This window comes from Paenarthrobacter sp. NPDC058040, assembly GCF_042885775.1.
Taxonomy (GTDB): domain Bacteria; phylum Actinomycetota; class Actinomycetes; order Actinomycetales; family Micrococcaceae; genus Arthrobacter.
This window is the reverse complement of the sequence record NZ_JBHVRN010000004.1, coordinates 104,870-119,704: the sequence shown is the minus strand read 5'-3', so window position 1 is coordinate 119,704 and position 14,835 is coordinate 104,870. Positions and strand designations below refer to the sequence as shown.

Here is a 14,835-nt window from a genome sequence, read left to right as displayed (position 1 = left end):
ACCGGCCAACCCATCAGGCCCGCAGCGTTTTGGCTTTGACCATGAGGAACAGTCCATACGCGATCAGGCCGATGGCCACGGCCACCAACAGGTATGGCCCGTAGGGCTGCTCCTTCAGGGCTTTGAGGCTGCCGTCGAGGCCGGTTGATTGCTCGGGCCGGGCGGAGACGGCGGCGATGACCACCAGCAAACCCACCAGCAGCAGGGCGATCCCTTTCGCAATGTAACCGACCGTGCCTACGCCGACCTGGAATTTGCGGATTCCGCTTCGTGGCGAAAGGACCAGGTCCTTCTTGAACGACCTCGTGAAACCGCGGACTGCGAAGACAACGCCGGCGATCATGATTCCCGCACCGACGGCTACCAGCAATGCCACCCCGAACGGGGCCTGCAGGAGCGTGGCGGTGCCGTCACTGGTGGATTCACGGCTGTTCTTGGCCTTGCCGAGGGCAAAAGACATGATGGTCAACGCCAAGCCAGCGAAGACGATTGCCTGCCCCGCTTCGGAAAGGCGCTTGGTCAGCTTGGGATGCTGTTCCCTGCGGTGGCCAAAGATCGCATTGGTCAATTGCCAAAGGGCCAGCGCGGCGCAGGCCGCGAAGCAGATCCACAGGAGCAGGGGCCCGAATGGCTGGGAGGCCAGCTGCGCGATCGCGCCGGAGACATCCGCTTCACCGCCGTTGCCAAAGGCCAACTGCAAGGCAATCACGCCGATCAGCACATGCAGGATGCCGCTCACCGCAAAACCGGATCTCGCAGCAATTTCAAAGGGGCGGGAGTTCGATGCTTCCTCAGCCGCGTCTGCGGCCTTTCTCATCTCTTCCTTGATGGCAAGCCTCCTGATTATTCGTGGCCTGCACACCATCGTGCCACTGGAAGCACTTCAAGGCCACGGAGCGGAGGCTCCTAGAACCCGCAGACCGACTGCGGCCAGATGCTCCGAAGGCCCACTCCCATGGGGTTGAACGTTTCGCGGACCGAGGTCACTGCGCGATTCTGGCCGTCACCACCGGAGTGGAATCCCTCCGCTGCTCCGCCAGGACGGGAATCGGCCGCTGCGTGGGCCGTGCCTGTGTTCGAGGACGGGAGGATGATCTGGTCAGGCATGTCGGCAGTCCTTCCGGGAGGTTCGCATCAGCCTGATTGGCTGACAGTTCAACCATCGGATGGGGCCCTCAAGAACGACGCCGGGTCATCTCAAGATTCGCTCAAGATTCGACTCAGGACTCGAGCGACACCTGCAACCGGTGCCCGCCAGGCAGTTCCACGCGCGCCTGGACCAGCGCGCCGTCGTCGTAAAGCTCGACGGCGGCGCTAACCTCGGCGGGCGGCTCGCCGCCCAGGTACACCAGGGATGCGAAACAGGTCCGCGGGCCCGTCAGCCGGCCTTCCAGATAGCCGCAGCTTGCGTAGGTGCCCAGGGGTGAAAGGCCCGCGGTGTTGAGGACTCCAGTTGTGGAGTAGCCATGGAGCGGCCAAATGCGGGCGTGCAGGTTCCCCGCTGAGAGGACACCCCCGACTGCTTGGACCGGCGCCTCTGATGCAAGCGCATACCCGCCTTCCCGGACGCCCAGCCGGGGTGTTCCCGGCCCCTCCACCACATGGACGCGCAGTTCGAAACCGTAGGCGGCTGCAGTGCCGGTGGCCACACGCCACAGGGAATCGGCGGGATCCTCGGTGTCGCTCCACACCGGGGCGTGCCAGCTGGCTGCCTGGCCTGGATCGGTCTTCAGCCGATTGATCCGTGCCCGGCGGCTCGGCGTGCCGGTGGAGTCCAGTAGTGCGAAGTGGTTATCCACCGGGTGTTCCGTGAACAGGGGCGCCGTGTGGCTTGAATAGGCGAGCCGCCGGTACTGCGGATCATCCGGCCCTGGCGCGTAATACTTGTCGCTGCCGTGGTTGAGCAGGCGGGCAACACCATCGCCGGCCGTGGAGTGGAGAACGTAGTTGGGAGCTTCCACGTGCCGAACGATGTCCGAGTTCTCCACAGGCGACGGCTCTTCCACAGCCGACCAGACGGGATGCTCGGCGGGCAGGAGCAGGCCCACAAAGGCCTTGGAAGTCCAATACGGAGACGCAGGGCCAGAGTATTCCTGGGTCATCGGTTCAAAAGCGCCGAACCACCCGAGGGACGGCAGGCCGCCGTCGTAAGCGCCGTTGTCCAGGAAGTACTTCGCGGCGCCGCTGGCGATGCGCCGGGTCTGCCCGGGATTGAGGGGCGTGGCACAGATCGCTTCGCCAAGGAACAAGGGAGCAACCGCGGCGTAGCGGTAGATCAGGGAGCGGCCATGGAAGACCGGAGCTCCGCCGGCACCAAAGAATGCCGCGTGGTCTTCCAGGAAGGCAGCCAGTCGGGTCCGGTACACCTCGGCTTTGGCGTCGGCCCCGGGGTGGCGGCCGGACGCGAACTCGGACCACAGAACGGGGTACAAATGGAGGGCCCACCCGCAGTAGTAGTCGAAGAAGTCGCCCGTGCCGTCGTTGTCCCCGTCGCGGTACCAGCCCCCACCTGCGTACCAGTCCTCCAGCCGCTGGAGGCCATGGTCTATCTGGCCCTCGTTGTGCTCAAATCCGGCGCCTGCGAGGAACTCGGCAATCAGGACCTGGAACAGGACCCAGTTGTTATCAACGCACGTACTCCGGGAGGAGCCTTGGAGCCAAGCGGCCACTTGCCCTTGTTCAGCTGCGGACAAGGTGTCCCACAGCCACGGTTTGGTCAATTGGAGGCCGAGGACCATCGAGGCTGCCTCCACTATGGGCTGTGAACGGTCCCGGATGGGCAACCACTCCTCGGGGCTGCCCGGACGCGTACCTTCAAGCAGCCCTGCCCGGTAGAGGGACAGGTGGCCGTGGGGGTCATCGCCCCTCTCCCCTGCTACCCGGAAGGCAGCCAGCATGAACGTTCGCGCGAAACCCTCCATGCCGTCGGACAGGACGCCCGACGACGACGGGCGGCCGGCCAGCCTGACCAGCACCTTGCGCTCGGAAAAGCAGGGGCGCACGGCGAGGAGCTGCTGGTCGGCGAAGGAAATCCAATGTTCACGGGTCCATCCGGTGATGGGGCTGAGTTCATAATCCGGGCGGGGCAAGGTGAAGCCGGTGGCCATGGGTCTCCTGCGTTGCGGTACGTTGGCTGCCCACGCTAGGCCACCTCGCGGCTACCGTGAACGAGGTGAACACAATTGAACGCATGGATTTTGCGAAATGCGGTCGCACGGCTAGACCTGACATGGATTTGGTAGTTCATAATGAACAAACTGAACACAAGTGAACTTTGATAGGCGGGAACAGCATGCTGTCCGAGGATCGTCAACAGCTCATCCTGAGGGAACTGGCCCTGCACGGCTCGGTCAATGCTGCGGAATTCGCGGCCAAGCTGGGTACCTCCGGGATGACCGTTCGGAGGGACCTGGCAATCCTGGCCGGACAAGGGCTCATTGAAAGGGTCCACGGAGGAGCGGTCCTCGCCGGTGGCCGCGCTGCCGCCACCAGCCAGACACAACAGCCTTCCACGTCGTGGCGGCCGGGCGGGAGGCGCCCGTTGGCGACGATCGGGATGATCGTCCCGTCGGCGTCGTACTACTTCCCCGGGGTGATCCGCGGCGCCGAGGCCGCCGCCCGGGAAATGGGCGTCCGGCTTGTCCTGGGCGTGTCCAACTACTCCGGGGTTGAAGAGCGGCGCCAACTGCGCAGGCTCTACGATCATGGGGTCGATGGAATCCTCGTGACACCAAGCGAGCCGTCCTTGGCCGGAACGGAGACCCTCGAATTGCTGGCCGAGGCGAAGGTGCCGGTGGTGGTTGTGGAGCGGTCCATCGATAACGCCATGGACCACGGCCGGCTTGAATCGGTCAGGAGCGACCATGTCCGGGGCGCGGAGATCGCCGTGAACCACCTGCTCGGTCTGGGGCACCGGAAAATTGCCATGTGCCTGCGTGAAAACAGCCCCACCGCTCCGCAATTGATCGACGGTTACCATCTGGCGATGCGGCGTTCGGGCCAGGAGTACAGCGACTCGATGGTCCGTTCCATGTCCCGCGCGCAGAATGATCCGCAGGCCCACCGGGTAGTGGTGGACGGAATCCTGGACTGGTGTTCGGCGAACCAGGTAACGGCAGCGATCGTCCACACGGACGAGGACGCGCTCCAGTTCGCCAACGCATGCCAGGAACGGCAGATCCGCATTCCGGAGGACCTGGCGATCATCGCGTACGACGACGAAATCGCGGCCTTGGGCGCGGTGCCGCTGACTGCCGTGGCGCCCCCAAAGTACGACGTCGGCCACCAGGCTTTGGTGATGTGCCTCAACCGGGTCGGGGCCCGGGTTGGGAGCACGACGGCGCTGCAGCGGGTCAATCTGTCCCCGACCCTGGTGGTGAGGGACTCGACGCTGCTGTAGGTACCCCGAGATGGCATTTGATCGCAATGTTGGTCCTCGCCATTGCCATTAAATGCCAACTCGGCGAGAGTGGCGCTGTTCATTTCTGTTCAACTCGTTGAGCATGTTCACTTTTGTGGATTTCATGGAATCAGTCACCGTGCACGAGCCTTCCAAGCTCCCAGCACCACACGACTTCGCATCGTGAACTTCAAAGGAGAACAGAATGAAGCGTCGCCAGCTTCTGCTTGGAGCAGCCAGCCTCATGGCCAGCGCTGCCCTCATCACGGGCTGTGGCACCACGCCGGCCGCCACGACCGCTGCCACGCCCACAGAGGACCCCACCGGGAACATCACGTTCTGGTCCTCGATGGCCGGCATGGACAAGGTGGCCGCGGCGTTCAACGCCAGCCAGAACAAGATCAAGGTCACCTTCGAGACCGTGCCGAACGGTGCCAGCGGCGGCTACGCCAAGCTCTCCACGGCGATCACCGCGGGCAACGGCCCCGATGTGGCCACCATCGAGTATCCACAGCTTCCGCAGTTCGTCAGCAACGGCCAGCTCCAGCCGCTCGACGGACTCATCAACCCGTCGGCTACCGTAGACAAGCTGTCCAATGAGACAAAGGGACTGGTGCAGTTCGACAACCAGACCTACGCCCTCCCCTACGATGCCGCGCCGATGATCATGTGGTACCGCAAGGACATGCTGGACAAGGCCGGCGTCGGGGTTCCCAAAACCTGGGACGAGTTCGAGGAAGCCGGGAAGAAGCTCAAAGCCGTAGCCCCGGACGCGCACCTTGCAAGCTTCAACCCGAACGAAGCCGCACTGACCGCAGCCCTCTCCTGGCAGGCCGGCGCCAAGTGGTTCGGTACCGAAGGCGATAGCTGGAAGGTGGGCGTCAACGACGCCGCCACCCAGAAGGTAGCCACCTACTGGCAGAAGCTGATCGACCAAAAGATCGTCAAGGTCCAGCAGTCCTTCAGTGACGAATGGTCGGCAGATCTGGCGAGCGGCGCCGTCGTGGGTGTCCTGGGCGCCAACTGGAGTGCCACGGGTATCCAGAAGCGGACCGAAGCCAGTGGGCAGAAGGGTCAGTGGATCGCGGCGGAGGTACCCAACTGGGGCACGCCGGCGGACGCGTTCTACGGGGGATCGAGCTTCAACATCACCAAGAGCAGCAAGAACCCGGCCGCAGCAGCGAAATTCATCGAGTACCTGGCCACCAGCCCTGAGGCGATCAAGGCCCGCGGCAACACCGGCTCGGCGTTCCTCGCGTTCCCTGGACTGACCCCGGTGGCGCAGAAGGCCTTCGATTCCAGCTACTTCGGCAACGACATCTACGCAGTCTTCGACAAGGCCTACGGCACCATCACCCCGGGCTGGCAGTGGGGCCCCAATTGGGACATCACCAACACCGCCCTCAAGGACGCGTACGGAAAGCTGACCACCGGCGGAAAGGTGAAGGACGCCGTCGATACCGCCCAAACCGCCACGGTCGCGGGACTCAAGCAGAACGGTCTCTCCGTCAAGGAGTAGGCCCGCGTGGGCGGGCGGCCTGCAAGGCCGCCCGCCCGGCGAGGAGCACATCATGGCCCTGACAAAAACAACCCCTGCAGGACGGCGTAAGAACCGTTCAATGTCCGGAACCGGCGGCCGCACCGCCGCCTTGTTCCTTACCCCTTTCTTCGCGGTGTTCGCCTTGGCGATGGTGGCACCGGTGATCTACTCGATCGTCCTCAGCTTCTTTGCCCAGCAGAAGTCCGGCTTGGGTTTCGGCCAGGCCAAGACCTCGTTCGTTGGCCTGGAGAACTACCTGCAGGTCCTGCAGTCCGAGAGTTTCGTGGGCGGCATCGGCAGGCTCGCACTGTACTGTCTCATCTACATCCCGTGCATGGTGGGCGGCGCCTTGGCCTTTGCGCTCCTGTTGGACGCAGCCGTGGCCAAAGCCAAGAAGCTCTTCCAGCTCCTCGTCTTCCTGCCGCACGCGGTGCCGGGGGTCATCGCCGCACTGATCTGGGCGTACCTGTATACGCCGGGCGTCAGCCCGATCGTCTCGGTCCTGCAAGGCGGCGGCATCTCGCTGAACTTCCTGGACAACCAGCTGATCCTGCCGTCGATTGTGAACATCGCAGTGTGGGAGTGGACCGGCTACAACGTGATCATCCTGTTTACCGCGTTGCAAGCAGTCTCGCGCGAAGTCCTCGAAGCTGCCCGCGTGGACGGTGCCGGGGAGATCCGGGCTGCGCTCAGCATCAAACTGCCCCTCATCCTGCCTGCCCTGAGCGTGATCATGCTCTTCACGGTGATCGGCACACTGCAGCTGTTCACCGAACCCTCCATCATCGGGAAGGCCACGGCATCCGTGACCAGTACCTGGGTGCCGAACATGTGGGCCTACGACGCCGCGTTCAACAGGCACAACCTCAACCAAGCGGCCGCGGCTTCCATCCTCATCGCCCTCCTGGCAGCAGTGTTGTCCTGGACTGTCACCCGCTTCAGCTCAAGGACGGACAAAGCATGAGTACCCCAACTCTCACCCGCACCAAAGCAACAATCGGTCCAACAGCCCGGGGAAACCGCATCCGGTCAGCCCGCAGCGGCGGCTTCGCCAGCAAGCTCACCGTCAACGCCCTCCTGATCCTGGGCTGCGCGTACATGGTCCTCCCGGTCCTGTGGCTGTTCTTCGCCTCGACGAAAAACGCCGCTGACCTGTATGGGACAGGCGCGTACGCTTTCGGACAGCCGGCGTTCTTCGAGAACGTCGCCTCCGTCCTCAACCAAGACGGCGGTGTGTTCCTGCGCTGGATGGCGAACTCCATGTTCTACGCCGCTTTCGGGGCTGTCTTTGGCGGGCTCATTTCGGTGATGGCCGGCTACGCGTTCGACAAGTTCCAGTTTCGCGGCAAGGACTCTTTCTTCGGGATCGTCCTGGTTGGGGTGCTGATTCCCAACACGGCCACCGTGCTCCCGATGTACCTGCTGGCCTCCGTTTTCGGGATCACCAACACTGTCTGGGCCATCCTCATCCCCGTCCTCTGCAACCCGTTCGGTGTGTACCTGGCACGCGTCTACTCGGCAGCTTACGTTCCTGCGGAAACCCTTGAAGCCGCCCGCGTGGACGGCGCCGGTCCGGTCCGGAGCTTCTTCTCCCTGGGACTGCCCATGATGATGCCCGGCTACATCACCATCGCCCTGTTCCAATTCGTCGGCGTCTGGAACAACTTCATGCTCCCGCTTGTCATGTTGCAGGACCAGCAACTCCTGCCCGTCAGCGTCGGAATCTCCATCTGGCAGGGCTACTCCGTCCCACAACCCGAATTCACGCCCATGGTCATCACCGGTTCCCTGCTTTCCGTCATCCCACTGCTCGTGGCCTTCATCCTCCTGCAGCGCTTCTGGAAGTCCGGGCTCACCGCAGGGAGCGTCAAATGACACTGAATGTTGCCTTGGCCATGCCGGAGCACACGGCACGCGCCGTCTTCCCGTCCCGCAGCCTGGAACCCCTGGAGCCCTCACTCACGCTGCTGGGCCGCGAACCCATCCAGGACTTCCACAGCCCGGAAGGCCGTGCCCTCCTGGAACAAGCCGACATCCTCCTCACCGGCTGGGGCTGCCCCGTGATCGATGACGACGTCCTGGACCACGCGCCACGGCTCAAGTATGTCCTTCACGCGGCCGGCAGCGTGAAACACCACATCGGCGACGCCTGCTGGGAACGAGGTATCCAGGTCAGTTCGGCCGCGGACGCCAATGCCATCCCCGTGGCCGAGTACACGGTGGCCATGATCATTCTGGCGAACAAGCGCGTCCTCCAAATCGCCCGGGCGCTGCACGCCACGCACGCTGAGGTCCTCCCGGAACAGCTCTTCCCGGACATGGGCAACTACCGCAAGCGCGTCGGGATCATCGGTGCTTCCAAGATTGGCCGGCACGTCATCCGGCTCCTTTCCGCTTACGAGCTCGACGTGGTGGTGTCGGATCCCTACCTCAGCGCGGCTGAGGCGACCGCCCTCGGCGTCGAACGCGTCAGTTTGGACGAGTTGGTGGCCGGCTGCGACATCGTGAGCCTCCACGCGCCGTCGTTGCCGTCCACGAAGAACCTCATCGACGCCCGCCTCATTGACGCCCTTCGTCCACAGGCGACGTTTATCAACACCTCCCGCGGCGAATTGGTGGACCAGGACGCGTTGCTGGCGCGTGTGGAAAAAGGCGACCTCTTCGCGATCCTCGACGTCACCACCCCCTGGGTTCTCCCTTCCGGCTCGGCGTTCTACACCCACCCCAACGTGCTGCTCACCCCGCATGTGGCGGGTTCGTTGGGGAACGAGCTCGAACGCATGGCGGCGAGCGCGGTGTCCGAGGCACTGCGTCTGGCCAAGGGCGAAGCCCTCCGGTTCCCAGTGCGGGCGGAGGACCTCGCCTTCACTGCGTAGCGGGTTTTAGGGACGTACGACGACGGGCCGGTCACCGCTTCGCGCGGAGGGTGACCGGCCGCCGTCGTTATTTAACCCACCCCTACCACATAGCTTTATTGAGGGGCGTGACCGTCAGGCTTTCCAGCCGGGCTGTTCCTCCTTCCGAGAAGAGGGAGAGGGAGTTGGCGCCCGCCGCGGGGAACACCTGGTCCGTCAGGGTGGCCAGGCCGTCCTGGGCAAAGACCTCCACTGAAGCCCTGTCCACATACAGGCGCAGCTTGAGTTTTCCGTTGACAAGCTGAACGGGCACATCATCAACCGAAGCGAAGGCAGGGTGGAAGCCCTCGTCACCCGAGTTGGTCCGGTCGATGAACACCCGCCCCGAACCTGTGGAGTAACCGATCTTTGCAGACTCAGTTCCGATGCCCAGCACCTTCAGTCCGAAGGCAGAGGCCGTCCCCGGGGAGAATTCAGCATCGACCTGGACAACGTCCCCTGTAATGGGAAGGTTGCTTGTCCCCGCGGCGATATCCTGGGCCGGTGCAGCATAGGCGGCAGCGGTGTTCTTGAGGCTGTCCACCTGTTGGACTGCCTTCTGGGTCAGCCGCGACCCCTGGCCCGTCTGGGTGAGTTGGACTTCACGCGGCAAAGCCATGGTTCCCCGCCATGTGGACGTGGGGGTGGACTGGCCGTAGTCCCAATTGTTCATCCAGCCGAGCATGATCCGTTTGCCGTCGGGGACGTTGTTGAAGGAAACGGCCGCGTAGTAGTCCTTGCCCCAGTCCAGCCAGTCATGCTGTTCCAGCCGGGTAATGTCCGAGGCCACGAACTCATCGGCAAGGATATGTCCCCAGCCGCCCCGGTTGTTGTCCACGATCCGGATGGTGGCCTGGCTGCCCTTGTACTCGCTGACGTCCCAGGCTTTCCAGTCCAGGTGCTCGGAATCGGAACCCGTGGTGGTCCGCACGGCCTGGCCGTTGACCATGAGGTTCACTGTGGTCTCGCTGCTCCGCGGCTGCGCCGGCTGGGAACCTAGAACCATGTTGTCCAAGGTCAGATGGCCCCACGGTCCCGTGGCATTGTCCACGATCCGGATGCGGGCGATTTGGCCGTAGTACTGCGAGACATCCCAGTTCCTCCAGTTCATGTCGCCCGAGTTGCTGCCCGTGGTGCTCCGGACCGGGACGCCGCCCACCAGGAGTTCCACCTGCAGGGTGCCGTCCGTCCGGTTGCCACCGCCCAGGAGGAACCCGATGTTGGTGTTGGTGAGGTAGAACTCCGGAGAGGTGATGGTTCCTGCGTTGTCGTCGGCCTTGGGGCCTCCTTCAAAGGTGTTGATGCGCTTGCCGATGGCGTACTCACCGCCAACGGTGGAGGGATTCCTGGCGGCTTCGAAGTCTCCGGTCAGTTGCCATCCCGCAGCACTGAGTGTTCCCGGGTAGTCGAAACCGTCAAAAAGGAGGTACCCGGGCGGAGGCGTGTTGCCCGGCTGCTCGCCGACCTGCCGCGGATGGTTGCCGCCACCGGCCAGGAAATTGATGTAGTCCTTGGTGATGGTGAAGGGTGCGGACTCCAGGTTCCCTGTGGGAGCATCGCCGCCATTGAACCCGTTCACCAGCCCTGCGCCGATGGCGCCAGAGACTGCCTGTTGTCCGGGGAGGGTCCCGCCGGCCGGAACGCTTCCCCATGGACCAGCCGGGTTGGCGGGATCGTTGGCCACGTTCCACCCGTTGTAGTTGCCGCCATTGAACCCCGCCAGCAGGGTCCCCGGTGGCGCAACATCCAAGGGGTTGGTGTTTTCGGAGGTGAAAGTGGTGCCGTCGAAGCTGCCCACGAAGTACTGCCCGCCGCTGCCACCTGCCACGGACCCCGGATTGATGTTGACCACCAGGACCCACTTGATGTTGTTTGGATTCCCATCCACCGCCAACGGGAAGAGGTCCGGACACTCCCACTGTCCGCCAGTGGCATTGGCTGGTCCGAAGTCGTTAAGGTAGGTCCAGTTCTTCAGGTCGGTGCTCTTGTAGAACAGGACCCTGTGCTCGTTGGCTTCCACGGCGGACATCACCCAGTAGGAGCCTCCCGGACCCTGGTACCAGAACACTTTGGGATCGCGGAAGTCGCTCGTGTTGCGGTTCAACACCGGGTTTCCGGAGTACTTGGTCCACGTTTGGCCGCCGTCCGTGCTGTAAGCCAGGGATTGGGCCTGCTTGCCGGGATACGTGGGATGGTTGCCCGTGAAGTTGCTGGTGTAGACGGCCACCATCGGCGGATTCTGCAGCGTCCCGAACCCGCTGGTGTTCTGGGTGTCCACCACGATGGAGCCGGAGAAGATATCCTCCGTGGCCTGTCCGCTGCCGTTGAAGGCCTGCGGGATGGCCAGCGGCTGCTCAGTCCAGTGCAGCAGGTCGGTGGACGTCGCGTGGCCCCAGCTCATGTTGCCCCACGTGGTTCCGAACGGGTTGTACTGGTAGTACATGTGGTAGGTGCCGTTGTAGTAGACCAGCCCGTTGGGATCGTTCATCCAGTTTTTCACCGGCGTGTAGTGCAGATAGGGCCGGTACTGCTGGGTGGCAGGGTCCGGATCGCTGGCGAACGCGGGTGCGGGTGCTGCAGCCAGTGAAACAACGACGGCGGTCGCCACCGCTGCGATGACCGGCAGCTTGGTGAGTCTTGTCCTCATTGACAGACCTTCTTCCTGTTCGCTGGGTCAGGGGGTGGCCCGGAAGGAATAGGAACTGGCATAAGGGACGAACTCGCCCGAGCCGCCGCTGTCCAGCACCTTGGTTCCGGTCGTGGAACCATCCAGCACCACGGTGTTGGCAGCCACGGAGGAGACGGTATTGTTCGCCGCGACGTAGTTGTTGGCGCCGGAGGCCACCAGGATGATGGTGGGTTTCTGGCCGGATGGGCTCACGGATCCGGAAGGCACGTCGTAGCTGAAATGGTTTCCCGTCACCGTGTTGCCGCTGCCTGCCACATGAACCAGCCCGAACAGGTCATCCAGCCCGTTGTTGTAGGGCTTCAGCGGGTCAAAGGGCTCCATCTGCCGCAGGAAGTGGTTGGCGCCGACGAGGTTCTCCGTGCAGTTGCCTTCGAAGTTGACCATGCCCGGGTAGAAGGCATGGAGCCTGTTGGCCGTGATCGAGGAGCGGGTGCAGTTCTTGAAGTGGACGCTGCTTTTGCCCCGCGGAAACACGTTGTTGGCACTGACCAGCAAGCCCATATGACCCTCGGCGAAGATGGAGAAGCCCACGTACCCCGCCCCGATGAGGTTGTCCGTGACTTTGGAAGCTTGCCCGGAGCCGGTGAGCTCCACGCAGCTGCCACATTCGGCCAGGAAGTTTCCACTGACGCTCAGGGCATCGGTATCCCGGACCACCAGTCCGTGTTCAAGGTAGACCATGCCCATGCCTTCGATGCGGCAGGAGTCGTTCGCGGAGTCAAAGCGGATGCCGGTCTTTCCGTTGACGTAGGAGTTCTGGTTGGAGTTGAACGAGACTCCGTCCAAGCAAAAGTTCTGGAACACGATCGAACTCAGCCGCGGGTCGCCGGTGCGGTAGACCCTGAACGCATCGGTGTTGCCGTCCGTGTTTTCCACCCGGATGCGGCTGCCACCGGGGTTGATCTCATGCCAGCTCGAGGTGTTGCCGGCGTTGTAGCGGATGCTGCTGGACGTGAATCCATGCCCGGAGCCGCGGATGGTCAGAAAGCTGATGTCCACGTTGACACGGGTCTTGAGGGAGTAGTCCCCCGGCGGAATGTAGATGACGGCGCCCGGCTTGGATGCCTGATTGGTCTGCTGGGATTTCACATCGGCGATGATGCTGTTGATGACGAGCCCGATGTCGTTGTAGGGCGTGGCGGACGGATTTCCGGGGACGGACCAGGTGGTGACGTCGTAGACAGTGGTCACAGCGTGTTCTCCTCACATCGTTGGGGGTACTGCTTGAGCGGGCTACTGCTTGGGGGTGCTTGTTTCCGGCGCTACAGCACGCCGATGATGGCGCGATGTCCCTGGGCGGCGGGCGTGGCCGCTGGGGGTTGTTGGTTTCCCGCGGCTGGGTTGTCCTTCGCCAGGGCTTCCTTGGCGGAAAGCACGACGGCGGTGGCCGCGACTGCCGCTGCGGGGATCAACCGGAGGATGCTCCTTCGGCTGAGGGATGGGGATGGATCCATGGTTCTCCTTCGAACTCGGTGGTGATCAGGCTTGCGCTTGGCAGGCCGGGTCGGACGACGTGGCGCGGCGCACCCGCTTCCGCCAGGCGCACCCCTTCGTGGAACGCAGCGCACCCTTTCCCGCCCCACGCACCCCGGGGTACGGGTGCGATCGGCGCAAACGGGTGCGGCCACGATGCGCCACCCAGGGGTACGGGTGCGATCGGCGCAAACGGGCGCGGCCCACGCCACGCACCCCGGGGTAGCGGGTGCGCACCAAGGCAACGCGGGCAATGCCAAAAACTTGCCAAATCAGCCAAAATATGCCACAACGATTTGCCGTTTAGCGCCGATCACTTTATGGCCGCAAAATCCCCGCCGTCAAGAGGTCGAAAATTTTCGGCGCATACCATTGACACATCTGCCCAACGAGCCCTAGTGTCGTTGCCAAGTCGTTTTGGCAAAACGATTTTTCAAGCCAACACCACCATCTCTCTGCAATTTCCGTTCAAGAGAAAGTGAGTCGACAGCGATGTCCACTCGAAACACCATCTCCAGGCTCGTCTCCCTCGGCGGCCTGTGCACCGCCGTCGCACTCGTTGCTACCGGTTGTGGCGCCGGCGGCCCGGCACCCTCGTCCGGCGGATCCGGCGGCTCCAGCACCGTCAATGTCCTGGTGGAAGCGGGCGGCCATGCCGAGCTCACCGGCGTTGCCGAACAGTGCAAGAAGGACGCTGGCGTCGACGTCAACTTCGTCGAACTCCCCTACGACGGCATGTTCAACCGCCTCTCCAGCGAATTCTCTTCCGGCAACGTCTCCTTCGACGTAGCCGCGCTGGACTCCGTGTGGCTCCCCAGCTTCAAGGACGCCGTCCAGCCCATCGACGAGCTCTTCACCGACGAGGCCAAGAAGGACATCTTCCCGGCCCTCGTGAAGGAAGCCAACGTGGACGGACACTTCATCGGCATGCCGGCCTGGACCAATGCCGAGATCATCCTGTACCGCAAGGACCTCTTCGAGGACGCCAAGAACAAGTCCGATTTCCAGGCCAAGTACGGCTACGCACTGGCAGCTCCGAAAACCTGGAAGCAGTACCAGGACATCTCCGAGTTCTTCACCAAGGACGGCATGTTCGGCACGGACGTGAAGGGCGCCGTGGAAACCGAATGGCTGGCCCACGTGCTCCAAGCCGGGTCTCCCATGGTCCTGGACAAGGACAACAACGTGGTCATCGACAACGCCGCCCACAAGGAAGCCCTGGACTTCTACGTAAGCCTCACCAAGGATGCCCCCAGCGGCGCCGCGCAGGTTGACTGGGCGGCAGCGCAGAACCTGTTCAACCAGGGCAAGACCGCCATGACCCGTTTCTGGGCCCACGCCTACCGCCAGATCCCCGCCGATTCCCCGGTTGCAGGAAAGGTGGGTGCCGCAGCAATGATCGGCGGCAGCGCCGGCGTCGCAGGCGTTCCGGGACCGTGGTACCTGTCGGTTCCCAAGGCGACCAAGAACACGGAAGCTGCCAAGAAGTTCGTCAAGTGCGCCTATGACTACAACGACAAGGGAATTGAATCCAAGCTTGGCTTGGCCTCCCGCATCAGTGCCTTCCAGAAGTACCAGGACCAGCCTGGTTACGAGAGCTTCAAGCCGCTGATCGAGACCCTCAACGGCCAGGCCACGGCCACCCGGCCCGCAACCGCCAAGTGGCAGCAGATCGTTGACACCGTCCTGGTCCCGCTGCTGCAGAAGGCAGTGGCCGGCGGAGACACCTCGGCCCTCCTGGCAGATGCCAAGAAGCAGATCCAGGACCTCCTGAAGTAAGACTCCGCGGCCGGCACCGCCAGACAGTGCCGGCCGCGGCACCAACACAGCAGAAAACAAA

Annotated in this window: 12 protein-coding genes; 6 read left to right on the top strand and 6 right to left on the bottom strand. The window is 63.4% G+C overall.

What is annotated here, in order from left to right; translation table 11 throughout:
* Window positions 1-13: 13 nt before the first annotated feature.
* The 3 genes from ACFVSJ_RS06775 to ACFVSJ_RS06765 form a co-directional block, all read right to left on the bottom strand.
* Window positions 14-817, bottom strand: coding sequence for a DUF1206 domain-containing protein (locus ACFVSJ_RS06775; RefSeq protein WP_387435362.1), 804 nt, complete (start codon window positions 815-817; stop codon window positions 14-16).
* 89 nt (window positions 818-906) lie between these two features.
* The gene (locus tag ACFVSJ_RS06770; RefSeq protein WP_387435361.1) at window positions 907-1,107 is read right to left on the bottom strand and encodes a hypothetical protein; all 201 of its coding nucleotides are present in this window, start codon (window positions 1,105-1,107) and stop codon (window positions 907-909) included.
* A gap of 113 nt (window positions 1,108-1,220) precedes the next feature.
* Entirely contained in the window at window positions 1,221-3,107 is a 1,887-nt protein-coding gene (locus ACFVSJ_RS06765) for a DUF2264 domain-containing protein (RefSeq protein ID WP_387435359.1), read from the bottom strand.
* 185 nt (window positions 3,108-3,292) lie between these two features.
* On the opposite strand from ACFVSJ_RS06765, the gene ACFVSJ_RS06760 reads away from it, so the two are divergent.
* The 5 genes from ACFVSJ_RS06760 (at window position 3,293) to ACFVSJ_RS06740 (ending at window position 8,815) form a co-directional block, all read left to right on the top strand.
* Window positions 3,293-4,399 (top strand): substrate-binding domain-containing protein, encoded by a 1,107-nt coding sequence (locus ACFVSJ_RS06760; RefSeq protein WP_387435358.1) that lies wholly within the window; start codon window positions 3,293-3,295, stop codon window positions 4,397-4,399.
* A 205-nt stretch (window positions 4,400-4,604) separates the two neighbouring features.
* Window positions 4,605-5,918, top strand: a complete 1,314-nt coding sequence (locus ACFVSJ_RS06755; protein ID WP_387435357.1) for an ABC transporter substrate-binding protein — start codon at window positions 4,605-4,607, stop codon at window positions 5,916-5,918.
* A gap of 52 nt (window positions 5,919-5,970) precedes the next feature.
* Window positions 5,971-6,903, top strand: a complete 933-nt coding sequence (locus ACFVSJ_RS06750; RefSeq protein ID WP_387435356.1) for a carbohydrate ABC transporter permease — start codon at window positions 5,971-5,973, stop codon at window positions 6,901-6,903.
* On the top strand, window positions 6,900-7,814 hold the full coding sequence (locus ACFVSJ_RS06745; RefSeq protein ID WP_387435355.1) for a carbohydrate ABC transporter permease: 915 nt from the start codon (window positions 6,900-6,902) through the stop codon (window positions 7,812-7,814). Before ACFVSJ_RS06750 ends, ACFVSJ_RS06745 begins: the two co-directional genes overlap by 4 nt.
* Window positions 7,811-8,815, top strand: coding sequence for a hydroxyacid dehydrogenase (locus ACFVSJ_RS06740; protein ID WP_387435354.1), 1,005 nt, complete (start codon window positions 7,811-7,813; stop codon window positions 8,813-8,815). The genes ACFVSJ_RS06745 and ACFVSJ_RS06740 overlap by 4 nt, the downstream gene beginning before the upstream one ends.
* A gap of 82 nt (window positions 8,816-8,897) precedes the next feature.
* On the opposite strand, the gene ACFVSJ_RS06735 is transcribed toward ACFVSJ_RS06740, so the two are convergent.
* The 3 genes from ACFVSJ_RS06735 to ACFVSJ_RS06725 form a co-directional block, all read right to left on the bottom strand.
* Window positions 8,898-11,480 (bottom strand): GH32 C-terminal domain-containing protein, encoded by a 2,583-nt coding sequence (locus ACFVSJ_RS06735; protein WP_387435353.1) that lies wholly within the window; start codon window positions 11,478-11,480, stop codon window positions 8,898-8,900.
* 27 nt (window positions 11,481-11,507) lie between these two features.
* Window positions 11,508-12,713: a fructotransferase gene (locus ACFVSJ_RS06730; protein WP_387435352.1), complete on the bottom strand. Its 1,206-nt coding sequence runs from the start codon at window positions 12,711-12,713 to the stop codon at window positions 11,508-11,510.
* A 71-nt stretch (window positions 12,714-12,784) separates the two neighbouring features.
* Entirely contained in the window at window positions 12,785-12,976 is a 192-nt protein-coding gene (locus ACFVSJ_RS06725) for a hypothetical protein (protein WP_387435350.1), read from the bottom strand.
* A 511-nt stretch (window positions 12,977-13,487) separates the two neighbouring features.
* Here ACFVSJ_RS06725 and ACFVSJ_RS06720 point away from each other — a divergent pair.
* Window positions 13,488-14,774, top strand: coding sequence for an ABC transporter substrate-binding protein (locus tag ACFVSJ_RS06720; RefSeq protein ID WP_387435349.1), 1,287 nt, complete (start codon window positions 13,488-13,490; stop codon window positions 14,772-14,774).
* Window positions 14,775-14,835: the final 61 nt, after the last annotated feature.